This is a genomic window from Streptomyces sp. NPDC017095 (assembly GCF_044332325.1).
GTDB lineage: Bacteria > Actinomycetota > Actinomycetes > Streptomycetales > Streptomycetaceae > Streptomyces.
Map to the genome: position 1 here is coordinate 116,204 of NZ_JBIROU010000013.1, position 22,658 is coordinate 138,861.

The window sequence follows — 22,658 nt, forward strand, 5'->3', positions numbered from 1 at the left end:
ACGGCCATGCCGGATCACGGCTTGCGTGCCACACCCGCGTAGAGGGAGACCTGCGCGTCGCTGACCAGACTGGGGCCGCTCGCCGGCTCGGGGCGCCAGCGGTGGGCCACCACCAGTCCGGGGTCGACCAGTTCCAGCTTCTCGAAGAAGCGCTCCACCTCGGCCCGGGTGCGCACCTGGGCCGGGGTGCCGCGCCGTTCGTAGGTGTCGACGATGGCCGCCCAGGCTTCCGGTTCGAAGTCGCCGGTGCAGTGCGACAGGCTCAGGTACGAGCCCGGTGCCAGGCGTTCCACCAGCCGGCCGACGATCCCGTAGGCGTCTTTGGCGTCCGGTACGAAGTGCAGCAGCGCGTGCAGGCTCAGGGCCACCGGCTGGCCGAAGTCGATGCACTCGGTGCTTTCCACGGCCTCCAGCACCTTCTCGGGCCGGGTCGCGTCCGCCTCGACGTAGTGGGTGATCCCCTCCGGAGTGCCGTCGAGGAGTTCGTCGGCGTACACCAGGACGATCGGGTCGTTGTCGACGTAGACGATCCTCGCGTCGGGCGCGACGCCCTGCACCACCTCGTGGAGGTTGGGAGCGGTGGGGATGCCGGTGCCGACGTCGATGAACTGCCGCACCCCCTGGCGGGCCAGATAGCGTACGGCACGGTGCATGTACGCCCGGTTGACCCGGGCGACCACCTCGATGGCGGGGAAGACCCGGATCACGGCCTCGGCGGCCTCGCGGTCCACGGAGTAGTTCGTCTTGCCGCCGAGGTAGTAGTCGTACATCCGCGCGCTGTGCGGTCTGTCCTGCCCTAACACCTCTTCCACGCCGGGCTCCTGCGCCGGTTCTTCCCGCTCCCCCACGGCTGATATCCCCTTGCGTCGAAGTCCGTTCGCACCCGGATGAGGAGCGAATGCATGTGCACCGGCCCCATGCCTACTGGCCGGTCCCGTCACCTGTCCAGTACGACCGCGGGTGGCACGGGTGTGACGGGAGAGGCGAGGCAGGCGAGGGAGGCGGAGGGGAGCGCGCGGACGGCAACCGTGCGCGCCGTCGCCGCCCCACCTCGCCGACCTGCGCCCGCGACGCGCGGGCGTACGCCCGCGCCGGCATGGGCGTGCGCCCACGTCACACGGGCCCGCACCCGCGACGCACAAGCCCGCGCACCCGAAGCCACCGCCGTGCGTGCCCATCGGTCGCACGCCGGCCGCCTACCCGTCGCTCGGATGCCGGCCGTGCCCGTCGGTCAGATGCCGCCGCGTGCCACGGCCGCCGTGAACGCCGCCGCTGCGGCCCGGTGTACGGCCATGACGGGGCCGCCCGTCACCTTCGAGTCCCGGAACAGGATCCGGGCGCCGTCGGGTTCGGCCACCTCCACACACGCGCCCTGGGGGTTGCTGTGCGAACTCTTGCGCCACCGGAGCACCGGCTCGTCCGCGGCCGTTCGCGTGTCCTTCTTCGCCATCTGCTTTTTCACCGTCTGCTTCGTCACCGGTGTGCCTCCGTTGGAACAACTCCCCGTCGCCCAAATGCAATTGCATCCGGCCTGCCACCTGAAGGATGGCCCTGCCCGGGGCGCCGTAAGCGCGCGGGGGCGACGTTGTCGCAATCTGGCTCCTGTCGAACCGGCTGGGTGTGGCGATGCCGCGGCGAGCCCGGACGGACCGCCAGACGGACCGCCAGACGGACGACCAGACGGACGACCAGACGGACGACCAGACGGACAGGAAACCGCACTGGCGTACCACCCGGCAATGCAAATGCGTCAGGCAGGGAAAGGCGTTCATCGCACAGTTCGACCGTCGCGCCGGGGCCCTGACGCGACCCGCACGTGGTCGAACAGGCGACGCCTGGTCCGCGGGCGTCCCCGCCGTGGCGGTGATTTCACCAGCCAGCAGACGGCGTACGCCGGGCGCACGCCACGAACACCGGGTTCGAACACGGCGGACCCGAGGTCCTGACCGGCGGGTGGGAGGAGCCGCGCGGCGCCGCTCGGCCGGGAAACGGCCCGGCTACCGCGACGGCCACCTTCTGCTTACCGTCGGTCGCGTTCGGCCACGGTGGCCGGGCGGCGGCAGAGCCCGGCGGTTCGCGTCCGGAGCGGACGCCGAGGCTCTGCGCCCACGACTGTCCGAAGGAGACACCGTCATGGCCTCCTGTCCTGGTCCCGCCGCCGCGCACCCGCGCAGCCACCCGCTCGCCGTACGCGGAGCCTGCCGGTAGCCGACCCCGAGGGACGCCGCCCACGGCAGCCCCCCGCACACCCGGTCGGCACCTCACTTTCCCGCCACGGAGCACCACGGAGCACCCCGTGTCCCAGCCAGAAGACACCCGCCCTTCGGCGGCCCGCACCCACATCGGCCTGGTCATGGAATCGATCCGGCAGCAGTCCCGCCTCCCGCTGACCATCCTGGCCCGGAGAACCGGCAGCACCCCGGACCACCTGACCCGCGTCCTGGCGGGCGAGCACTTCCCCAGCCGCCGGCTCACCGTCCTCTACGCCCGGGCCTGCGGCGCGGACCCCCTCGTGATGCTCCGGATATGGGACGACGAACGCGAACGCCGGCACCGTCCCGCCTCCGGGACCCGGCACACACCGGCCCGGGCACCGGCACCCGACCAGCCGTCACACGCGACGTCACCGTGTGGCCCGGCAAAACCCGTGCCCCGCTCGCCGGCCTGACCGTCCGCGTCCGGCGCTCCGTACGACGCGCCTCGGGTCACAGGCTCGTGACCGGGTACGGCGCCGGTTCCGTGACCCAGCCCGCCGCCAGCACCAGACGCGTGTCGCGGTCGGTGGCCAGGAAGCCGAACGGGCGGTCGAAGACGACCCGGACGACCGTGGTCTCGTAGCGGAACTGCGGTGCGGCCCCCGCCACCGGCATCACCGCCGTCACCGCGGCCGCCCGGAAGCCGAGCGCGCCGAACTGGGCCACTGCCGACTGCCGGGCCTCTCCCACGGCCAGCGGGCAGGCGCTCACCCCGGGGAAGTGACCGGCCTGGAGGTCCGCCGCCGAGGTGAGTCCGAACAGGCCGGCCAGGGCCAGCAGATCGTGGTCGGCCCGCACCTCGTACGCCACCGTCCGCACGTCCAGCGTCCGCGGTTCCGGTGTGTCGGCGGGCTGCTGCTCCACATGCAGGCCGGGGCCGACGTGCCCGTGCGGCAGGGCGCCGCCCGGGGTCAGCGGCAGGGACCGCTCCACGATTCCGACGCCGGCCGCCAGCACCCGGCCCGGCGCCATCCGTTCCTCCCCGAGCACCAGATGGACGTCGACGCCGTTGTCCCCGGGCACCGTCAGCGCGGTGACGAAGCCGTCCGGGGTGCCCGTGACGCCCACCCGGTCCGGCCGGACGCTGCGCCGGTGCAGGCCCCGCAGCATCCGGCCCTGCCAGGGCCCGGCGTCGGGCCGTACCGGCAGCTCGGTGAACGGCTGCCGCCACCGGGTGCGCAGCGCCAGGGCACTGGCCAGCACCATCCGCGCGTCCCGGGTCAGCGTCACCGGCATCCGCTCGACCAGCCCGCCGGTCCGCTCGGCCGCCCACGCGTCCAGCCGCTCCTGCGCGGTGACGAGGTCGTCGCCGAAGCTGCCGTGGGTCCCGGCGGGCAGCCCGGCCCGCCACTCCTCGCGCAGCGCCAGCCCCTGGTGGGTCCACAGCCCGAGCGCCGCGTCCACGCCGGTCACCGCCGCCAGCCCCGCCAGCAGCTCCCGTGCGGCACCGGCCGCCCGCTCGGCCGGCACGCCCAGGGCGCCGGCCAGTTCCGCGCGCGCCGGGCCCGCCGCGCCGTCGGCCAGGAAGGCCAGCAGCGGCCAGACGCCCGGCGCCGAGAACACCGTGCCCTCGGGCAGGGCGTGGGCCCAGCGGGCCGTCAGCCCGTTGACCCGCCGGACCGTCTCCTCGGTCACGTTGCCCACTCGTCCCCCGTTCCGGCCGGCCGCCCGTGTCTCCACCCGCGTTCCGCCCCCGTCCGTGCCCCGCTTACCATGCGGCCAGTCGTCCATCCGTCCAGCCGCCGGCCGGCCGCCGGTCCTGTGCTGCCGCCGCCCGACCCAGGAGCACGGTACCGGTGTCCATACCTCCGCCTCCCGGCCCCCACCAGCAACAAGGGCCGTTCCCGCCACCGCAGTCGCCGCCACCCGGGCCGTACGGACCGGTGCCCTACGGCCAACCGGCGGGCGACGGACCGGGGTTGCCCGGCTACCGGCCGTGGACGCAGGGCTACCGCCCCTACAACGCCCCGGCGCCGGTCAACGGCCTCGCGATCGCCTCCCTGGTGCTCGGTGTGCTGTGCTTCCTGCCCGCGGTGGGACTGGCGTTCGGGCTGGCCGCGCTCCGGCAGATCCGCCGGCGCGGCGAACGCGGCACCGGCCTGGCGGTGGGCGGCGCGGTGCTGTCCGCGGTGGGACTCGCCTTGTGGGTGCTGCTGTTCGCCACCGGCGCCGCGTCCGAGGTGTGGCACGGGATCAAAGAGGGCGCACGCGAGGGCACGGTCGCCTCGCTGACGGAGGGCGAGTGCTTCGACGCGCCGGGCGGTGCGCTGAGTGGCGAGACGTACTACGACGTGGACAAGGTGCCGTGCGCCGGCGTGCACGACGCCGAGGTGTTCGCGTCCTTCCGGCTGCCGGCCGGCGCGTACCCGGGGGACGACGCGGTCGCCGAGAGCGCCGACGACCGCTGCTGGAGCCTCCAGGACGGCTACGCGATGGACGGCTGGGCCGTCCCGCGGAACGTCGACGTGTACTACCTGACGCCGACCGGGCGCAGCTGGGCCGCCGGGGACCGCGAGGTCACCTGCGTGTTCGGCAACACCGAGGAGGGCGGCGGGCTGACCGGGTCGCTGCGCAACGACGAGACGGTCCTCGACGCCGACCAGCTCGCGTACCTGAAGGCCGCCCACCTGCTCAACGCGGCCCTGGACAGCGCGCCCGCCGAGGAGTACGCCGAGGACGACCTGGCGGGGCACAAGGCGTGGGCCGGCCGGGTGTCGGGCGCGCTGGACCGGCAGGCCCGGACGCTGCGGGCGCACGACTGGCCGGCCGGCTCCCGGCGGCCGGTCGCCGAGCTGGCCGCCGGTCTGGACAAGGCGCGCGGGGAGTGGGCGCGGGCGGCCCGGGCCACGGACGCGGACGCCTTCTCCGAGCACTGCGAGGCCGGCCTCGGCCTGATCACCCCGAGCCACGCGGTCACCGTCCGCCGGGCCCTCGGGCTGGCCACCACGCCGCCCGCGCGGCCGGACGACGACGAGGGAAGCGGCACCGGCATGCAGGTGTGAGCCGTGCGCCGCGGGGACAGCAGTACGCGGGGGCGGCCGTCCGCGCATGGCCGCCTATACGGGAGGGAAAGTGCCTGCGTAAAGCCCTCCCGGGCCTTATGTCATCACATCGAGTGATTCTCTGGCCTTTGCTTGCACGGTACAACCCAGGGTTGCCAGGCTGTTGCTGTCTGTACAACTCGAGGGGAGTGGCCAGTGGCTTTCGGTGAACAGCCGGCGTACCTGCGCGTCGCGGGTGATCTGCGCAAGAAGATCGTCGACGGTTCACTCCCGCCGCATACCCGGCTGCCCTCGCAGGCCCGCATCCGCGAGGAGTACGGCGTCTCGGACACGGTGGCGCTGGAGGCCCGCAAGGTGCTGATGGCCGAGGGGCTGGTCGAGGGCCGCTCCGGGTCGGGCACGTACGTGCGCGAGCGGCCCGTGCCCCGGCGGGTGGCCCGCTCCGGATACCGCCCGGCCGGCGGTGCCACGCCGTTCCGGCAGGAGCAGTCCGACGCCTCCGTGCGCGGCACCTGGGAGTCCCGGAGCGAACGGGCCGTGGCGGGCGCGGCCATCGCCGAGCGGCTCGCGATCCAGGCCGGCGACCGGGTCATGCGCACCAAGTACGTCTTCCGGGAGGCCGGCGAGCCGATGATGCTCTCCACCTCCTGGGAGCCCCTCGCCGTCACCGGCCGCACCCCGGTGATGCTGCCCGAGGAGGGCCCGCTCGGCGGGATGGGCGTGGTGGAGCGGATGCGGGCCATCGACGTCATCGTGGACAACGTCACCGAGGAGGTCGGCGCCCGCCCCGGTCTCGCCGAGGAACTGCACCTGCTCGGCGGGGTCCCCGGCCATGTGGTCCTCGTCGTCCAGCGCACCTACTTCGCCTCCGGCCGCCCGGTGGAGACCGCCGACGTGGTCATCCCGGCCGACCGCTACCGGGTCGCCTACCACCTGCCCGTCAAATGAGCCGCAGCCTGCCCGTCAAACGGCCTCGGCCTGCCCGTCGCCTGGCTGGACCGGGTCCCTTCCCGGTTCGGTCCGGTCGATGCGAGGTAGCCGCGGAGGCCCGCGTTCCTCTTCGCGTGAGCTAGCGCACACCCGGCGTGCGCCCCGGGAGCGGCCGGTGCCGCCGCCGGTTACGGCCGTCGGCTCGCGGGCCGCAGCGATCCGGCCGTTCTCCCAGGTGGCCACGGGTGGCCCCGGCGGGCCCCCGACCCCCGCCGACGTGCCGGGCGACGGCGCGTTCGGTCCCGTGCGCCCCTCGCGTTCCGGCTCAGTTGCGTACCTCTTCGTGAAAATCCGTATGCGCAGCGTGAAGGTAGGGCGTACGCTCGGGCATATGCGGAGTGCGGTTTCCTTATCCGGGGGAAGCGGGTGGGGCGGTGCGAGAGGGGATGCGAGCGGTGGGGGCCATGAGTGAGGGCACGGTCGCGCTGCCCTGGATCGTCATACGGCAGGACGACAACGGCAATCGCTACCGCGTCGGCCGGTACGCGACCCGCGCGGAGGCGCAGAAGGTCGCCGACAGCTTCGACGACCGCGGCCACAAGCAGCTCTACTGGGTCGAGCGCATCGGTCAGACCGGGGACGGCATAAGGAACTGACCGTCGACGGCGTACGGAACCGACCGTCAACGGCATACGGAACCGACCCGCGACGGCGTGCGGAACCGACCGGCCGCGCGCTCCCGTAGGCTCCCCTCCATGACGCGCACGACCCCCGGGGCGGACCCGGTCCTGGTGGTGGCGGCCGCCCTGCTCGACGGCGGCCGGCTGCTCGCCGCGCGCCGCAGCGCCCCCGAAGACCTGGCCGGACGCTGGGAGCTGCCCGGCGGCAAGGTCGAGCCGGGCGAACGGCCCGAGGACGCCTTGGTGCGGGAACTGCGCGAGGAACTGGGCGTCGACGCCGAGCCGGTGACGCGCGTGCCCGGCACCTGGCCGCTGCGCCCGCCGTACGCCCTGGCGGTGTGGACCGCCCGGCTGCGCCCCGGCTCGCCCGCGCCCCGCCCCCTCCAGGACCATGACGCGCTGCGCTGGCTCACGCCGGACGAGCTGTGGGACGTGCCCTGGCTGGACCAGGACGTGGCCGCGGTACGGGAGATCGGGAGACGCGGGCTGGGCTGAGCCCGTCGTACGCCGTTCGTGCCACAGTGCGCCCTCTTGAACGGTACTGGCTCCCAGATACCGGGTATGTGCCCATTAACCCCATGAAAACGGACATGGGTGGGCTCCGCTGGCCTGGGAAGTGATCGGCGTGATCGACACCGATGGCGGCTGCGCCGAATGGACCTTCCCCGCGGAGCCGGGTGCCGTGCGCACCGCCCGCGCGGCGGTCCGGGGCCAGTTGCACGGCTGGGACCTGGACTGCCTCGCCGACCTCGCCGCGCTGCTGGTCAGCGAGCTGGTCACCAACTCGCTGCGGCATGCCAGCGGCCCCATCGGCGTCCGCCTGGTCCGGCCCGCCACGCTCGACGACACCCTGCGGGTGGAGGTCTCCGACCCGCTCCCCGACCTGCCGCGCGAACGCGTCGCGCACGCCGAGGACGAGAGCGGACGCGGCCTCCAGCTCGTCGCCGGCTCCTCGCGCCGCTGGGGCACCCGGCCGGGCACGGGCGGAAAGACCGTCTGGTTCGAACTGGCGATGCCCGGGTGAGACGGGCGCTCCACGGGGCACAGGGGTGTACGGCTGCCGACGTGCCGTACAGCGTGCGCGCCGGGGGCGCACGGGGTCCGTCGGCGGAAGGTTCGGGGGTGTGTTCCCTGGTTAGAAGAGTGGAAGTGTTGTGACGGGCCGGTCCGAAAAGCACCTCGACCGAGCTGTGATCGTGAACACCGTGTCGTGCGGCGCCGTAGTGCTGGATACTGCGGGCAGCCGCCCCCGGTGACCGGTGCCGGACGCGGTGAGCTGGAGGGGACGGTTCGCGTGAGCGAGATACCAGCGAAGGCCACGGAGTCCGAGGACCCGTCGGACGGCGCGAGGAGTCAGGCCGCGGAGGCAGACGCGGGACCCGGTGACGCCATGTGGCAGAGCAGTCCACCCGGTTCGATCTACGACTACATCCGGGTGGCGTCCTTCTCCATCAGCCCCGGCGGGCTCGTCGACCAGTGGAGCCTGCGCGCCGAACAGCTCTTCGGCATCCCCGCCGCACACGCCGTGGGCAGGGACCCGATAGAGGCGTTCGTCGATCCCGACCTGCGCGAGCGCGGTCAGCGGAAGATGGCCGAAATACTCGACGGGCGCGAGTGGACCGGAGTGGTGCCGTTCCGGATGCCGGACCTGCCCGACGGCACGCGCGGCGAGGAGGGCCTCGCCGAGGTGTACGTCATGCCGACGCACACCGCCGAGGGCGAGAAGGCGGCCGTCTGTATCGTCGTGGACGTGCGCACACTGCGCAGCATCGAGACCGATCTCGCCGCCTCGCAGGCCATATTCGGCCAATCGCCCTTCGGCTTCCTGCTGATAGACACCGATCTGCGGGTCCGCCGGGCCAACACGCGGTTCGCCTCCCTCTACGGCGGCACCCCGGACGACCACCGGGGCAAGGGAGTTCACGAGTACCTGCCGCGCCCCGAGGCGGAGCGGGTCTCGGCCACGCTGCGCCGGGTGCTGGAAACGGGCGAGTCCATCACCGACATGCACGTCACCGGGTACGTCCCGGGCTCCGAGGAACGCCGGCACTGGTCCATCAACCTCTACCGCGTGCACAGCGGCACCGGCCGGCCGATCGGCGTCGCCTGGCTCGGCACGGACATCACCGCCCGCCGGGCCGCCGCCCGCGAGGCCGCCGCCGCCCGGCGCAATCTGGCCCTGCTCAACGAGGCCGGTGCCCGCATAGGCAACTCCCTGGACCTGGAGACCACCGCCCGCGAACTCCTCGACGTGGTCGTCCCCGGCTTCTGCGACCTCGCCACCGTCGACCTCTACCAGGGCCTGCTGGCCGGCGACGAGGCCCCGCCCGGCCTCGCCGACGGCAGCGCCGAACTGCGCCGCGTCGCCTTCGCCAGCGCCGTCTCCGGCGCGCCCTTCGGCGGCTCCGGGCAGCCCGTCGACGTCGGCGCGGTCCACCACTTCCCGTTCAGCTCGCCCAGCGCCGAAGCCCTGCGCACCGCCCGGCCGCAGCGCGTGCCCGCCGAGGAGGGCGGCCTGGTGCAGTCCACGCTGGCCGTGCCGATGGTCGCCCACGACACGGTCGTGGGACTCGCGCAGTTCGCCCGTACGAAGGGCAGCGAGCCGTTCGGCGACCGGGACCGCGACCTCGCCGTCGAACTGGCCGCGCGCGCCGCCGTCTGCATCGACAACGCGCGCCTGTACCGCCGGGAACACGAACGGGCGCTGATCCTGCAACGGTCCCTGCTGCCGCCCGGCGACCCCGAGGCGTCCGGCCTGGACATCGCCTGCCGCTACCTGCCCGGCAACACGGCCACCGAGGTCGGCGGCGACTGGTTCGACGTCATCGAACTGCCCGGCCACCGTACGGCGCTGGTCGTCGGCGACGTGATGGGCCGGGGCCTGCGCGCGGCCGTCGCGATGGGCGAACTGCGCACCGCCGTACGCACCCTCGCCCTGCTCGACCTGGAACCGGCCGAGGTGCTGTCCGCGCTGGACGAGATCGCGCGCGGGCTCGGCACGCCCGGTGGGATCCAGCAGGCCACCCGCACGGCCCGCCAGCCCCGGGACGCCGACCTCTCCGAGGTGTACCTCGCCACCTGCGTGTACGCCGTCTACGACTCCGTCACCCGGCGCTGTACGTTCGCCAACGCCGGCCATCTGCCGCCGGTGCTGGTCGAGCCCGGCGAGCCGGCCCTCATGCTGGACGTGCCGCCGGGCATGCCGCTCGGCGTGGGCGGCGAGCCGTTCGAGGAGGTCGAGGTCGAACTGCCGGAGGGCGCGCTCCTCGCCCTCTACACGGACGGCCTGGTCGAGTCCCGCGACCATCCGCTGGACGAGGGCCTCCAGGCGTTCGTCGGGGCGCTCACCGATCCCAGCCGCCCGCTGGAGGACGTCTGCGACCACGTCCTCAGCACCCTCGACACCCACCACGGCGAGGACGACATCGCGCTGCTGATGGCGCGGGTGCAGGGGCTGCCCGCCGAGTCGGTCGGCGACTGGACGCTGCCGCGCGAGCCGCGCAGTGTGGGGCGGGCCCGGGAGTACGCCCGCGGCCAGTTGCTCTCCTGGGACCTGGAGCCCCTGGTCGATACCACGGAACTCCTGGTCAGCGAGCTGGTGACGAACGCCCTGCGGTACGGCGAGGGGGACATCCGGCTACGGCTGCTGCTGGACCGCACCCTGGTCTGCGAGGTCTGGGACTCCGGCCTGGTCCAGCCCCGCCGGCGGCGCGCGCGGGACACCGACGAGGGCGGACGGGGACTGCAACTGGTCGGGCTGCTCAGCGCGGCCTGGGGATCACGGCGGACGCCGCACGGCAAGACGGTGTGGTTCGAGCTGCCGCTGCCGGGCGGCGAGGGAAACCTCACGGACCCGGCGGAGGCGCTGCTGAGCCTGTTCTGACGCGGACGCGGGCGGTGCGGCCGGGTCAGGCGTGGTGACGGGACCGCGTCGTCGGACCGCCGAACGCGGCGGGCGTGCCGGCGTCCGGGAACTCGGGCAGCAGGATGCCGCCGAGCAGGGCCCCGGCGAGGCCCGCCGTGTCCCCGTCCGGGCCGGCGTACGGCGTGCCGTACGCCCGTACGTCCCGCTCGGCCAGCTCCCGCGCCTGACGGGCCGCGGCATCGGCCCGGCCGGCGTGCCCCGCGCCCAGCTCCCGTGCCGCCTCCGCCAGCCGGGCCCGGGCCGCCACGCCCACCGCTCCCCGGTGCACCGCGACGAACTCCTCCGCACCGGCCACCGCGCACCGCGCCACCAGCAGCGCCGCGTCCTCCAGCACACCCGGGCCCGCTCCCGCCGCCCGCCCGGCGGCCCGGCGCAGCACGTCCAGCGGATCGCCCGGCCCGGCGTCCGGCTCCTCCCGGACACCGCCCGCGGACACGTCACGTCCACCCGGCCCCCCGCCCGCCACCGGCACCCGCGCGCCCTCACACGGACCGGCCGGCGCCTCCGTCTCCGCGTCGGCCGGTCGGTGGGGCTCGGGACCGGCGGGTGTGGGGTGGGGTGCCGGCGGTCGGGTGTCCGCCTCGGTTCGTGCGGCCGGTGCCAGGGCTGCTGCCTCCCGGAGCCGGGCCGCCAGCCGCTCCACCCCGTCCACCAGCAGCTCCGCCTGGGCCACCGCGCCCTCACCGGCGCGCAACCGGCCCACCGCCCGCCCGGGATCACCCGCGTCCGCCGCCTGGCGGGCCTCGTTGAGCCGGGTGGTGGCGAACACCAGCCGGTCCTTGGCCTGTTCGACGTACCCGGAGACGGACGCGGTCGCCGAGGGCGCGTACCGCTGCCGGAGATCCGCCAGGGTGTGCTGCGCGGTCACCGTCCGGGCCGTCAGCTCGCGGAACCGCCCCTCGGCCACCACCAGTGCCGCGCCGAGCCCCTCCGCCGCCGCCCCGAAGCCCCGCAGCCGGTCCAGTTCCGGCGCCCGCGCGTCCAGGTGCCGTCCCGCCTCCGCGCACCGGCCGATCACCCCGGCCAGCGCCTGCTGCCGGGCGCCCGGGTCCTGGGGGAGACCCTGCTCGTACCGCCGCCAGATCGCGAACGCCGCCGCCAGCTCGGTCTCGGCGGCCCGCAGCGCGTGCGTGAAGGGCTCGGTCCGCTGCTCGCCGAACCGTTCCCGTACGAAGGACAGCTCCTCCCGGCTGGTCCGTACGCAGTCGTCGGCCAGGCGCAGTGCCGCGCGCGCCTGTCGTTCGGAGCCGGCCGGGCCGGGCGCGGGCGGGGGAGCGGGGACGGTCCCCGGAGTCGTCCGGGTCCGGGCCCGCCGGGTGCGCCGCAGCCGGCCGTAGCCGGCCAGGGCCAGCACCACGGCCACCGCCGTGAACGGCAGCACCAGATCGGCGACCGACGTCCCGTCCTGCCGCCCGGCGGCGGTGGCCGGGGGAACCGGAACGCGGGCGGCGGCCGTCGTCACCGGCAGCACCAGCCACCAGACCCCCGCCACGGCACCGAGCACGGCGTGCGCCACCCGCACCCGTATGTGCGCCGTGGCGTGCCGGGGCCGGCCCCGGATCAGGAAGGACGTCACGTTCCGGAGCGTAGGGGCGGCCCGGCGGCTCCGCGAGCGGGACGGACACGGGTGGGGGAACAGCGACGGAGGGGACGGGACACACGAGAACCAGTGCCCGTACGACGGCTACGCCCCGGAGCGCCTCCTGATCTTCGAGCCCAGCCACACCAGCGGGTCGTACTTGCGGTCGGCCGCCCGTTCCTTCAGCGGGATCAGGGCGTTGTCGGTGATCCGGATGTTCTCGGGGCAGACCTCCGTACAGCACTTGGTGATGTTGCAGTAGCCGAGGCCGTGCTCGTCCTGCGCGGCGCGGGCCCGGTCCAGGCCGGTCCCGGCGGCGGCGTCCAGCGGGTGCATGTCGAGTTCGGCGATCCGCATCAGGAAGCGCGGCCCGGCGAACGCCTCTTTGTTGTCCTCGTGGTCACGCACCACATGGCAGGTGTCCTGGCACAGGAAGCACTCGATGCACTTGCGGAACTCCTGCGGGCGGTCCACGTCCTCCTGGAACATCCGGTACTCGCCGGGTCCGAGCCCGGCGGGCGGCACGAAGGCCGGGACCTCGCGCGCCTTCTCGTAGTTGAAGCCGACGTCCGTCACCAGGTCGCGGATCACCGGGAAGGCCCGCAGGGGGGTCACGGTGATCGTCTCCGCGCGGTCGAACACCGACATGCGGGTCATGCACAGCAGCCGTGGGCGGCCGTTGATCTCCGCCGAGCACGAACCGCACTTGCCGGCCTTGCAGTTCCAGCGCACGGCGAGGTCGGGTGCCTGGGTGGCCTGGAGGCGGTGGACGATGTCGAGGACCACCTCGCCGTCGTTCACCTCGACCGTGAAGTCCTCCAGGCCGCCGCCCCGCGCGTCGCCCCGCCACACCTTGAAGCGGGCCTCGTAGCTGCTCACTCGTACAGCTCCTCTTCGGCGAGGTACTTGACCAGCTCCTCCTTCTCGAAGAGGGCGAGCAGGTCCGGGCGGATGGGCGCGGTGGTCTCCCGGGTGAGCCGGATCTGGCCCCGGGCCGGGTCGGCCGCCGCGAGGGTGCCGGCGGGGTCGGCGAGGGCGCACAGCAGGTTCACGTTCCGCCACGCGCGGTCCATCGCCGGGCAGTCCTCGCGGGTGTGCCCGCCGCGCGACTCGGTGCGCTCCAGCGCGGACCGGGCCACGCACTCGCTGACCAGCAGCATGTTCCTGAGGTCCAGGGCCAGGTGCCAGCCCGGGTTGAACTGGCGGTGGCCCTCCACACCGGCCCGCCGGGCCCGCGCCCGCAGCTCGGCCAGCTTGTGCAGGGCCTGCTCCATCTCGGGTTCCCGGCGGATGATGCCGACCAGGTCGTTCATGGTCTGCTGGAGCTCCTGGTGCAGCGTGTACGGATTCTCCGGCGGCTCCGCCGCGCCCGCCCCGCCGCTCCCGGCACCGTGCGCACCCTCGGCCCGGACCCCGGCCTCGGGTCCCGCCCCCGCCCCCGCCGAGAAGGGACGCAGCGCCTCCGCCGCGGCCACGTCGATCTGGGCCTCGTCCACGGTGGGGCGCCGGTACGCCAGACCTTGCGCGTACTCGGCCGCGTGCAGGCCCGCGCGGCGGCCGAACACCAGCAGGTCGGACAGCGAGTTGCCGCCGAGCCGGTTGGAGCCGTGCATGCCGCCCGCGACCTCGCCGGCCGCGTACAGGCCCGGCACGCCGCGCGCCGCCGCCGTGTCGGAGTCGACCGCGACGCCGCCCATCACGTAGTGGCAGGTCGGGCCGACCTCCATCGCCTCCGCGGTGATGTCGACGTCCGCCAGCTCCTTGAACTGGTGGTACATCGACGGCAGCCGGCGCCGGATCACCTCGGCGGGCATCCGGGTGGAGACGTCCAGGTAGACCCCGCCGTGCGGGGAGCCCCGGCCCGCCTTCACCTCGGCGTTGATGGCGCGGGCCACCTCGTCGCGGGGGAGGAGTTCGGGCGGGCGCCGGTGGTGGTCCGGGTCGTCGTACCACCCGTCGGCCTCTTCCTCCGACTCGGCGTACTTGTCCTTGAAGACGTCCGGGACGTAGTCGAACATGAACCGTCTGCCGCCAAAGTCGCGCAGCACCCCGCCGTCCCCGCGCACCGACTCGGTGACGAGGATGCCCTTCACCGACGGCGGCCAGACCATGCCGGTGGGGTGGAACTGCACGAACTCCATGTTCAGCAGGGGAGCGCCGGCCAGGAGCGCCAGCGCGTGGCCGTCGCCGGTGTACTCCCAGGAGTTGGACGTGACCTTGAAGGACTTGCCGATGCCGCCGGTCGCCAGGATCACGGCCGGTGCCTGGAGGACCAGGAAACGGCCGCTCTCGCGCTCGTAGCCGAAGACCCCCGAGACGCGCTCGCCGTCCTTGAGGATGCGGGTGACCGTGCACTCCTGGAAGACCTTCAGCCCGGATTCGTAGTCACCGGTCTCCCGGTGGTCCTCCTGCTGGAGCGCGACGATCTTCTGCTGGAGGGTGCGGATCAGCTCCAGGCCGGTGCGGTCGCCGACGTGCGCGAGCCGCGGGTACTCGTGGCCGCCGAAGTTCCGCTGGGAGATCCGGCCGTCCTTCGTGCGGTCGAACAGCGCGCCCCAGGTCTCCAGCTCCCACACCCGGTCCGGGGCCTCCCGCGCGTGCAGCTCGGCCATCCGCCACTGGTTCAGGAACTTGCCGCCGCGCAGGGTGTCGCGGAAGTGGACCTGCCAGGTGTCGTGCGCGTTGGCGTTGGCCATCGCCGCGGCGATGCCGCCCTCGGCCATCACCGTGTGCGCCTTGCCGAACAGCGACTTGCAGATCACGGCCGTACGGGCGCCCCGCTCGCGCGCCTCGATCGCGGCCCGCAGTCCGGCGCCGCCGGCCCCGACCACGACGACGTCCCACTCCTGCCGGTCCACCACGGACATCAGTCGGTCCCTCACTGGTCTCTAGAAGAAGCGCGGATCGTCGAAGACGCCCGACGCGACGAGATAGACGTAGAAGTCGGCGAGCGCCACGCTCAGCAGCGACGCCCAGGCCAGCTGCATGTGGCGGGCGTTGAGCCGGCCGACGAACCGCCAGGCCCGGTAGCGCACGGGATGCCGGGAGAAGTGCTTGAGCTTGCCGCCGACGATGTGCCGGCAGGAGTGGCAGGAGAGGGTGTACGCCCAGATCAGCGCGATGTTGGCCAGGAAGACCAGGGTGCCGAGGCCCATGTGGCCCCACCGGTAGTGCGTGTCCCGGAAGGCCAGCACGGTGTCGTAGGTGAGCACACCGGCCACCAGCAGGGCGGCGTAGAAGAAGTACCGGTGGAGGTTCTGCAGGATCAGCGGGAACCGGGTCTCGCCGGTGTACGACCGGTGCGGCTCGGCCACCGCGCAGGCGGGCGGGGACGCCCAGAAGGCGCGGTAGTACGCCTTGCGGTAGTAGTAGCAGGTCAGGCGGAAGCCGAGCGGGAAGACCAGGATGACGAGGGCGGGCGAGAGCCCCCACCAGCCGCCGAGCAGCGCGGCGTTGGGCCCGGCGCGCATGGTCCGGCAGTTCTCCGCCAGGCACGGCGAGTAGAAGGGCGAGACGTACGGCGCCGCGTAGTAGTGGGCGCCGGCGAAGGCCCGCCAGGTCGAGTAGACGACGAAGGCGAGCAGGCCGGCCGCGGTGGCGGCGGGCGCCAGCCACCAGCGGTCGGTGCGCAGGTGCGCGGCGGCGATCGCGGCGCGGGCAGGGGTGCGCACGCCGCCGCGGTGCCGGGGGGATTCCGTACCAGTGGCCAAGGCGGGTCTCCGGTCGGTAGCGGGTTCAGGGGGCGCGGCGGTCGCGGGCGCCCAGGCCCTCGTCGTCCGAGTCCGTCCACAGGCTGATGTCGTAGGGCGCGTCGGAGATGGTGACGAGGTCGGGCCGGTGCGGCGCGGCCGGCGCGGCGGCCGCCTGCCGCAGCAGGGCGAGGCTCTCGCGCAGGTGGTCGGCGTCCAGCCGGACCCGGCGTATCTCCAGACCGCCGCGGCCGAGGTGGTCCTCCAGGCGGCCCAGCGACCGGTGCAGGTCGTCGAGGCACCGCTGGACTGCGTTGATGTCGTCGTGCACGGACATGACATGCCCTCGCTTCCACGGGACCGGCGGGCCATGGGCGGCAACGTTCATGCGCCTTGGAGTGTTGCGCCTCACGCCTGCCTGTGTGAAGGGATGTGCCGCGATTGGCCGGGGGCGTACGGGTGCACGGCCCGGCCGGGTTGCGCCGCACGGGTGGGCTTACCGGTTGTCGCCGCCGTGTCGCCCACCGTTGCCGGATCCTTTCCTCTTCAGTGGCCGCATAGATCTGATCAGCTCCATATACCGCCAAAAGTGATCAGCTCCATATAACCGACAAATGTGAGCATACGGCCCGTGGCTCCCCGGAGGTAGCAGAGATGTCCTACGAAGGCGTCGGCCCCCACTCGGCCGCAGCGGGGCAGCGTCCCGACGGGGCGCGAGACGGCCTCGGCGAGCGGCTCGGCCGCGGGGCGCGACCGGCCATGACGCCCCCGCGGCCGGGCGCCGGCACGTCCCGCCGCACCGGCCCGCCCCGGCCGGTGCGGCGGAGCGTGCGGCGCGCGGTCACCTTCCTCACCGCCGGCGCGCTGGCGGTCCCGCTGCTCGCCGGCTGCGGTGACGACGACCAGGCCGGCACCCCGCTCGCGCCGCAGGACATCGCCCCGGTCGCCCGGGACCTGGTCGCCGAGGGCGGGACGCTGCGCTGGGCCATGGACGCCGTACCGGAGACGCTGAACACCTTCCAGGCCGACGCCGACGCCGGCACCAGCCGCATCGCCCAGGCCGTGCTGCCCTCGATGTTCCGGCTCGACGCGACCGGTCGCCCGGTGGCCAATCCCGCCTATCTGGAATCGGCCAAGGTCATCGAGACCGAGCCGCGCCAGGTCGTGCTGTACAAGCTGAACCAGCAGGCCGTGTGGAGCGACGGCCGGGAGATCGGCGCCGCCGACTTCGTCGCCCAGTGGCGCGCCCTGTCCGGCCGCAACAGCGCCTACTGGACCGCCCGCAACGCCGGCTACGACCGCATCGCCGCGATCGAGCGCGGCGACAACGACCTCCAGGTCCGGGTCACCTTCTCCCGCCCCTACGCCGACTGGAAGTCGCTGTTCTCACCGCTGTACCCGAAGGACGTCATGGGCACCCCGGACGCCTTCAACGACGGCGCCCGCCGCAAGCTGAAGGTCACCGCCGGGCCCTTCAAGGTCGAGAAGGTCGACACCGCCAAGAAGGACGTCGTGCTCACCCGCAACGCGCGCTGGTGGGGCAGGCCGGCCAAGCTGGACACGATCGTGCTGCACACCGTCTCGCACGGCAAGCGGGCCGTCGCGCTCGCCGACGGCAGCGCGGATCTGGCCGAGATCGACGCGCTGGACGTCCAGCGGATCGGCCTCGCCCACCGGACCAAGGGCACCGGCACCCCGCTCCAGGGCGGCGGCCGGACCTCGGTGAAGAAGCTGCGCGACTGGGCGCTCGCCCACCACCTCGGCGCCAAGGCGGCGCACGCCGGCGAGGAGAAGCTGGGCGAGGCCATCACCCGGTACCTGGAGCAGCAGCAGGTGCTGCGCGGCGTCGAGGTCCGCAAGTCGCTGGAGCCCGTCTACACCCAGCTCGCCCTGAACGGCTCCGCCGGCCCGCTCGCCGACGAACGGGTCCGCCGGGCCGTGGCCCGCGCCGTGGACCGCGCGGAGCTGGCCCGGCTGGTGCTCACTCCGTTCGGTCTGCCCGCCGTCCCGGTCGGCAGCCACCTCGCGCTGTCCGGGCAGGCCGCCTACGCCGACGGCAGCGGCGCGCTCGGCGCCCCGGACGCCAAGGAGGCCCAGGCGCTGCTCGCCGACGCCGGCTGGGTGCGCGGCGGCCCGCTGAAGGAGCAGAAGAAGACCGAGAAGGCGGCGGGTTCCGAGAACCGCCGCGAGGAGGTGTCCGACGGCGGCGACGACGGCGAGTACATCGTCGGGGAGGACGACAAGAACCCGGGCGGCGCGGACGACGACGGCAAGGGCAAGCACCGCGAGTCCGACCAGCGCGAGCCCACCGACCAGCACCTCGCGCAGGAGGGCAGGCACGGCGGCGCGCCCGGCGCGTACGCGCCGAAGGGCACCGCCGCCCCGGCCGCCGCGCCCGCCGGGCCGCTCGCCAAGGACGGCAAGCCGCTCGCGCTGCGCTTCGTGCTGCCCTCCGGCCCCGGCTCGGACACCTTGAACACGGTCGCCGAGCGGATCTCCGCGATGCTGGAGCAGGTCGGCATCCGCACGACGGTCACCAAGGTCTCGGACGAGAGCTACTTCAAGGACCACATCGCCGCCGGCGACTACGACCTCGCCCTGTACTCCTGGCCCGCCTCCGCCTTCCCGGCGACGGACGCCCGGCCCATCTACGCCAAGCCGGTCCCGGCGGCGGACGGCTCGGTGAACGTCGAGCAGAACTACACCCGGGTCGGCACCGACCAGGTCGACCAGCTCTTCGACGAGGCCGCGACCACACTGGACGAGGACGCGGCGCGCGACCTGATCCGCAAGGCCGACTCGCGCATCTGGGCGGCCGCCGGATCGATCCCGCTCTACCAGCGGCCGCAGCTCGTCGGGGCGCGCGGAAACCTGGTCAACGCCGGTGCGTTCGGCTTCCAGACCCCGGTCTACGAGGACATGGGCTTCCTGAAGAAGGGCGCGAAGATCTCGCCTGCTCCGGCCAAGGGCTGAGGTCCCGGAAGGGGCTCCCGGGGTCCCGTCCGGGGCCCCGGGACGGCCCGCCGAGCCTCCGCGGCCGCGGCCACGTACCATGGGGTGAGGCCGTGGCGCGTCCAGCCCGGCAGGGCCCGCGCGACGGACGTACGCGCAGGGCAGTCCGCACACTCCGGGAGTACGCCACAATATGGCCACGCGCCACGACATCCGCAACGTCGCCATCGTCGCCCACGTCGACCACGGCAAGACCACCATCGTCGACGGCATGCTGAAGCAGGCCGGCGCGTTCGCCGCCCACCAGCTCGACTCGGTCGACGACCGCATGATGGACTCCAACGACCTGGAGCGTGAGAAGGGCATCACGATCCTCGCCAAGAACACGGCGGTGAAGTACCACCCGAAGGACGGCGGGGAGCCCATCACGATCAACATCATCGACACCCCCGGCCACGCCGACTTCGGCGGCGAGGTCGAGCGGGGTCTGTCGATGGTCGACGGCGTCGTCCTGCTCGTGGACGCCTCCGAGGGCCCGCTGCCGCAGACGCGCTTCGTGCTGCGCAAGGCGCTCCAGGCCCGTCTGCCCGTCATCCTGTGTATCAACAAGACCGACCGTCCGGACGCCCGGATCGACGAGGTCGTCAACGAGACCTACGACCTCTTCCTCGACCTGGACGCGGACGAGGAGCAGATCGAGTTCCCGATCGTCTACGCCTGCGGCCGGGACGGCGTCGCCTCGCTGACCAAGCCGGACAACGGCACGGTGCCGGCCGACTCCACCAGCCTGGAGCCGTTCTTCTCCACGATCCTGGAGCACATCCCGGCCCCGACCTACGACGAAGAGGCGCCGCTCCAGGCCCACGTCACCAACCTCGACGCGGACAACTTCCTCGGCCGCATCGCGCTGCTCCGCGTGGAGCAGGGCGAGCTGCGCAAGGGCCAGACCGTGGCCTGGATCAAGCGCGACGGCACCGTGCAGAGCGTGCGGATCTCCGAGCTGATGATGACCGAGGCGCTCACCCGCAAGCCCGCCGAGAAGGCCGGCCCGGGTGACATCTGCGCGGTCGCCGGCATCCCGGAGATCATGATCGGCGAGACCCTGGCCGACCCGGAGAACCCGATCGCGCTGCCGCTGATCACGGTGGACGAGCCCGCGATCTCCATGGTGATCGGCACGAACACCTCGCCGCTGGTCGGCCGGGGCGGCACCGGCAAGGGCGCCGACAACAAGGCGGCCGTCAAGGACCGCAAGGTCACCGCCCGCCAGGTCAAGGACCGCCTGGACCGCGAGCTGATCGGCAACGTCTCGCTGCGCGTGCTCGACACCGAGCGGCCGGACGCCTGGGAGGTGCAGGGCCGTGGTGAGCTGGCGCTCGCCATCCTGGTCGAGACCATGCGCCGGGAAGGGTACGAGCTGACGGTCGGCAAGCCGCAGGTCGTCACCCGGGAGATCGACGGCAAGGTCCACGAGCCGGTCGAGCGTATGACGATCGACGTGCCCGAGGAGCACATGGGCGCGGTCACGCAGCTCATGGGCGTCCGCAAGGGCCGCATGGACAACATGTCGAACCACGGCTCCGGCTGGGTCCGCCTGGAGTTCGTCGTGCCGTCCCGTGGCCTGATCGGCTTCCGCACCGAGTTCCTGACCCAGACCCGCGGCACGGGCATCGCCCACTCCATCCACGAGGGCCACGAGCCCTGGTTCGGCACCCTCCAGACCCGGAACAACGGTTCGCTGGTCGCCGACCGCTCCGGCACGGTCACCGCGTTCGCGATGACGAACCTCCAGGAGCGCGGCGTGCTCTTCGTGGAGCCCGGCACCGAGGTGTACGAGGGCATGATCGTCGGTGAGAACTCCCGTGCCGACGACATGGACGTCAACATCACCAAGGAGAAGAAGCTCACCAACATGCGGTCCTCGACGGCCGATGTGACCGAGTCGATCGTGCCGCCGCGCAAGCTGTCGCTGGAGCAGTCGCTGGAGTTCTGCCGCGACGACGAGTGCGTCGAGGTGACCCCGGAGGCCGTTCGCATCCGCAAGGTCGTGCTGGACCAGCGCAACCGCGCCCGGGCCGCGAGCCGCGCCAAGCACGGCTGATCTCCCGGCACTTGAGCCCGGGTGTCCCCATGGTGGGGGCACCCGGGCTTTTTGCAACCCGTTTTCTCCGGCCGTATGTCCGGCATGCGGAGATCACTGCCCGATAGCCATGTAACAAGTCCGTTTCGCGCCTTCTTCTACTGAACACTTTGTCCAGATTTTGGAAGCTGTAGCCATGATCTGTGACTGAATTGAGATCTACGGGCAGTGGTCGGTGGTCGACCCATGGCAGATAGTTAGCCGCGTAACGCTCGGGTCAATGGGTCTCGCGCTGTGGGGACAGCGCCCGACTCACGAGCACCAGGGGGTGTCCGACCCTCCGTCAGGGGTGTCGGAGGGTGGACGGAAACCCCCTCTGTCGGTGAACACGTGAAGTCATGAGGAGGGAAACCCCGGTAACTACGCGCGTCCGACTGCGGTCACGCGCGTTCTCGGAGTACCTGGGCGCCTCTCCTACTTATCCTGTGAAACGGACGAACCGTGACGAGTCCTATCGATCTGGAGGGCGGCGGGGCGTCGGTCGTCGTCGGCGGCGCACCAGAGCCGGCCGCGAAGGGCGACGCCGTCGAACTCGCGGGCCGGTCTCCCGGCCAGCTGATGTGGCTGCGCTTCCGGCGCGACCGCACCGGCGTCGTCTGCGCCGTGGTGGTGATCGGCTACTTCGTTGTCGCGCTGCTCGCGCCGTTGCTCGCGAAGCTGCCGGGGACCGATCCGTACACCCTGTACGGTCAGGACCCGACCTACGCCGACAAGCCCCTGCTCGACGAATTCGGGCTTCCGCTCGGCTACTTGGGAGGCGTCTCGGGCGCCCACTGGTTCGGCGTCGAACCGCAGTACGGCCGTGATCTCTACGCCATGCTGCTGTACGGGATGCGCACCTCGTTGTACATGGCGCTCGGCATCACCGTCCTCATCATGTTCACCGGTGTCGTGATCGGGCTGATCGGGGGGTACTTCGGCGGTCGTACGGACTACTGGATCGGCCGCGGCACCGACTTCTTCCTGTCCTTCCCGCAGCAGTTGTTCTTCATCGCGTTCATGCCCGTCGTGACGTCGTTCTTCGTGAACCCGCGCGAGGAGACGCCGACCTACTTCCGCGCCGTGGCCATGCTGATCGTGCTGTGGCTGCTGGGCTGGATGGGCATGGCCCGCCTGGTGCGGTCGACCGTACTGTCCCTGCGGGAGCGGGAGTTCGTGGAGGCCGCCCGGGTCTCCGGGGCCTCGCCGTGGCGGATCGTGCGCAAGGAGATCCTGCCCAACGTCGTCACCCCGATCCTGGTGCAGTTCACGTACCAACTGCCCAGCACGATCCTCAGCATCGCCTTCCTGTCCTTCGCGGGCGTCGGGTTCGTCGAGCCGACGCCCGACTGGGGGCGCCTCTTCGCCGCCGGCGCCCGGTACGCCGAACAGGATCCGGCGTTCATGTTCTTCCCCGGTGTGGCACTGGTGATCTTCGTCCTGTGCTTCAACCTCCTCGGGGACTCGGTACGGGACGCGTTCGACCCCAAGTCCGGGCGCTAGCTCGTCCGTTGGGTGGGGGGTGGC

General features: G+C 72.8%; 18 protein-coding genes. 10 read left to right on the top strand and 8 right to left on the bottom strand.

Annotation, left to right across the window (positions count from 1 at the left end; genetic code table 11):
- Nucleotides 1-14: 14 nt before the first annotated feature.
- Both ACH4OA_RS25130 and ACH4OA_RS25135 read right to left on the bottom strand, forming a co-directional pair.
- On the bottom strand, nucleotides 15-812 hold the full coding sequence (locus ACH4OA_RS25130; protein WP_397944466.1) for an SAM-dependent methyltransferase: 798 nt from the start codon (nucleotides 810-812) through the stop codon (nucleotides 15-17).
- A 419-nt stretch (nucleotides 813-1,231) separates the two neighbouring features.
- Entirely contained in the window at nucleotides 1,232-1,477 is a 246-nt protein-coding gene (locus ACH4OA_RS25135) for a DUF397 domain-containing protein (RefSeq protein WP_397944464.1), read from the bottom strand.
- An 819-nt stretch (nucleotides 1,478-2,296) separates the two neighbouring features.
- On the opposite strand from ACH4OA_RS25135, the gene ACH4OA_RS25140 reads away from it, so the two are divergent.
- Nucleotides 2,297-2,668 (top strand): helix-turn-helix domain-containing protein, encoded by a 372-nt coding sequence (locus tag ACH4OA_RS25140; RefSeq protein ID WP_397971045.1) that lies wholly within the window; start codon nucleotides 2,297-2,299, stop codon nucleotides 2,666-2,668.
- Between the two features lie 37 nt (nucleotides 2,669-2,705).
- Here the strand turns inward: ACH4OA_RS25140 and ACH4OA_RS25145 are convergent, their stop codons facing one another.
- Complete coding sequence (locus ACH4OA_RS25145) at nucleotides 2,706-3,890, bottom strand: serpin family protein (RefSeq protein ID WP_397971047.1); 1,185 nt, start codon at nucleotides 3,888-3,890, stop codon at nucleotides 2,706-2,708.
- Between the two features lie 284 nt (nucleotides 3,891-4,174).
- On the opposite strand from ACH4OA_RS25145, the gene ACH4OA_RS25150 reads away from it, so the two are divergent.
- The 6 genes from ACH4OA_RS25150 to ACH4OA_RS25175 all read left to right on the top strand — a co-directional run bounded on the left by ACH4OA_RS25150 (nucleotide 4,175) and on the right by ACH4OA_RS25175 (nucleotide 10,750).
- The gene (locus ACH4OA_RS25150) at nucleotides 4,175-5,257 is read left to right on the top strand and encodes a DUF4190 domain-containing protein (protein WP_397971050.1); all 1,083 of its coding nucleotides are present in this window, start codon (nucleotides 4,175-4,177) and stop codon (nucleotides 5,255-5,257) included.
- Nucleotides 5,258-5,452: 195 nt separating this feature from the next.
- Nucleotides 5,453-6,205, top strand: coding sequence for a GntR family transcriptional regulator (locus ACH4OA_RS25155; protein WP_365875623.1), 753 nt, complete (start codon nucleotides 5,453-5,455; stop codon nucleotides 6,203-6,205).
- Between the two features lie 446 nt (nucleotides 6,206-6,651).
- Nucleotides 6,652-6,843 (top strand): SPOR domain-containing protein, encoded by a 192-nt coding sequence (locus ACH4OA_RS25160; RefSeq protein WP_365875625.1) that lies wholly within the window; start codon nucleotides 6,652-6,654, stop codon nucleotides 6,841-6,843.
- Between the two features lie 99 nt (nucleotides 6,844-6,942).
- Nucleotides 6,943-7,362 (top strand): (deoxy)nucleoside triphosphate pyrophosphohydrolase, encoded by a 420-nt coding sequence (locus ACH4OA_RS25165; RefSeq protein WP_397944455.1) that lies wholly within the window; start codon nucleotides 6,943-6,945, stop codon nucleotides 7,360-7,362.
- Between the two features lie 130 nt (nucleotides 7,363-7,492).
- Nucleotides 7,493-7,891, top strand: coding sequence for an ATP-binding protein (locus ACH4OA_RS25170; RefSeq protein ID WP_365875631.1), 399 nt, complete (start codon nucleotides 7,493-7,495; stop codon nucleotides 7,889-7,891).
- 270 nt (nucleotides 7,892-8,161) lie between these two features.
- Nucleotides 8,162-10,750 carry a SpoIIE family protein phosphatase gene (locus ACH4OA_RS25175; protein WP_365875633.1) on the top strand — a complete coding sequence of 863 codons (2,589 nt, stop codon included), beginning with the start codon at nucleotides 8,162-8,164 and terminating at the stop codon, nucleotides 10,748-10,750.
- Nucleotides 10,751-10,775: 25 nt separating this feature from the next.
- Here the strand turns inward: ACH4OA_RS25175 and ACH4OA_RS25180 are convergent, their stop codons facing one another.
- The 5 genes from ACH4OA_RS25180 to ACH4OA_RS25200 all read right to left on the bottom strand — a co-directional run bounded on the left by ACH4OA_RS25180 (nucleotide 10,776) and on the right by ACH4OA_RS25200 (nucleotide 16,397).
- Nucleotides 10,776-12,368, bottom strand: a complete 1,593-nt coding sequence (locus ACH4OA_RS25180) for a hypothetical protein (RefSeq protein ID WP_397971052.1) — start codon at nucleotides 12,366-12,368, stop codon at nucleotides 10,776-10,778.
- Nucleotides 12,369-12,476: 108 nt separating this feature from the next.
- On the bottom strand, nucleotides 12,477-13,250 hold the full coding sequence (locus ACH4OA_RS25185; protein WP_397944450.1) for a succinate dehydrogenase/fumarate reductase iron-sulfur subunit: 774 nt from the start codon (nucleotides 13,248-13,250) through the stop codon (nucleotides 12,477-12,479).
- A complete protein-coding gene (locus ACH4OA_RS25190; RefSeq protein ID WP_397971055.1) occupies nucleotides 13,247-15,238 on the bottom strand; it encodes a fumarate reductase/succinate dehydrogenase flavoprotein subunit in 1,992 nt (663 codons plus the stop codon). The genes ACH4OA_RS25185 and ACH4OA_RS25190 overlap by 4 nt, the downstream gene beginning before the upstream one ends.
- Nucleotides 15,239-15,259: 21 nt before the next feature.
- Entirely contained in the window at nucleotides 15,260-16,081 is an 822-nt protein-coding gene (locus ACH4OA_RS25195; RefSeq protein WP_397944446.1) for a hypothetical protein, read from the bottom strand.
- Nucleotides 16,082-16,106: 25 nt separating this feature from the next.
- Nucleotides 16,107-16,397 carry a hypothetical protein gene (locus ACH4OA_RS25200; protein WP_397944444.1) on the bottom strand — a complete coding sequence of 97 codons (291 nt, stop codon included), beginning with the start codon at nucleotides 16,395-16,397 and terminating at the stop codon, nucleotides 16,107-16,109.
- A gap of 317 nt (nucleotides 16,398-16,714) precedes the next feature.
- On the opposite strand from ACH4OA_RS25200, the gene ACH4OA_RS25205 reads away from it, so the two are divergent.
- The 3 genes from ACH4OA_RS25205 (at nucleotide 16,715) to ACH4OA_RS25215 (ending at nucleotide 22,634) form a co-directional block, all read left to right on the top strand.
- Nucleotides 16,715-19,033: an ABC transporter family substrate-binding protein gene (locus ACH4OA_RS25205; protein ID WP_397971058.1), complete on the top strand. Its 2,319-nt coding sequence runs from the start codon at nucleotides 16,715-16,717 to the stop codon at nucleotides 19,031-19,033.
- 172 nt (nucleotides 19,034-19,205) lie between these two features.
- Nucleotides 19,206-21,113: a translational GTPase TypA gene (gene typA / locus ACH4OA_RS25210; protein ID WP_365875646.1), complete on the top strand. Its 1,908-nt coding sequence runs from the start codon at nucleotides 19,206-19,208 to the stop codon at nucleotides 21,111-21,113.
- Nucleotides 21,114-21,593: 480 nt separating this feature from the next.
- On the top strand, nucleotides 21,594-22,634 hold the full coding sequence (locus tag ACH4OA_RS25215; RefSeq protein ID WP_397944439.1) for an ABC transporter permease: 1,041 nt from the start codon (nucleotides 21,594-21,596) through the stop codon (nucleotides 22,632-22,634).
- Nucleotides 22,635-22,658: the final 24 nt, after the last annotated feature.

What these genes read in the sequence shown, in the direction of transcription:
- ACH4OA_RS25160 (WP_365875625.1), top strand. Translation starts at nt 6,652, where the DNA reads ATGAGTGAGGGCACGGTCGCGCTGCCCTGGATCGTCATACGGCAGGAC.
- ACH4OA_RS25165 (WP_397944455.1), top strand. Translation starts at nt 6,943, where the DNA reads ATGACGCGCACGACCCCCGGGGCGGACCCGGTCCTGGTGGTGGCGGCC.
- ACH4OA_RS25190 (WP_397971055.1), bottom strand. Translation starts at nt 15,238, where the DNA reads ATGTCCGTGGTGGACCGGCAGGAGTGGGACGTCGTCGTGGTCGGGGCC.
- ACH4OA_RS25200 (WP_397944444.1), bottom strand. Translation starts at nt 16,397, where the DNA reads ATGTCCGTGCACGACGACATCAACGCAGTCCAGCGGTGCCTCGACGAC.
- ACH4OA_RS25205 (WP_397971058.1), top strand. Translation starts at nt 16,715, where the DNA reads ATGTCCTACGAAGGCGTCGGCCCCCACTCGGCCGCAGCGGGGCAGCGT.
- typA (WP_365875646.1), top strand. Translation starts at nt 19,206, where the DNA reads ATGGCCACGCGCCACGACATCCGCAACGTCGCCATCGTCGCCCACGTC.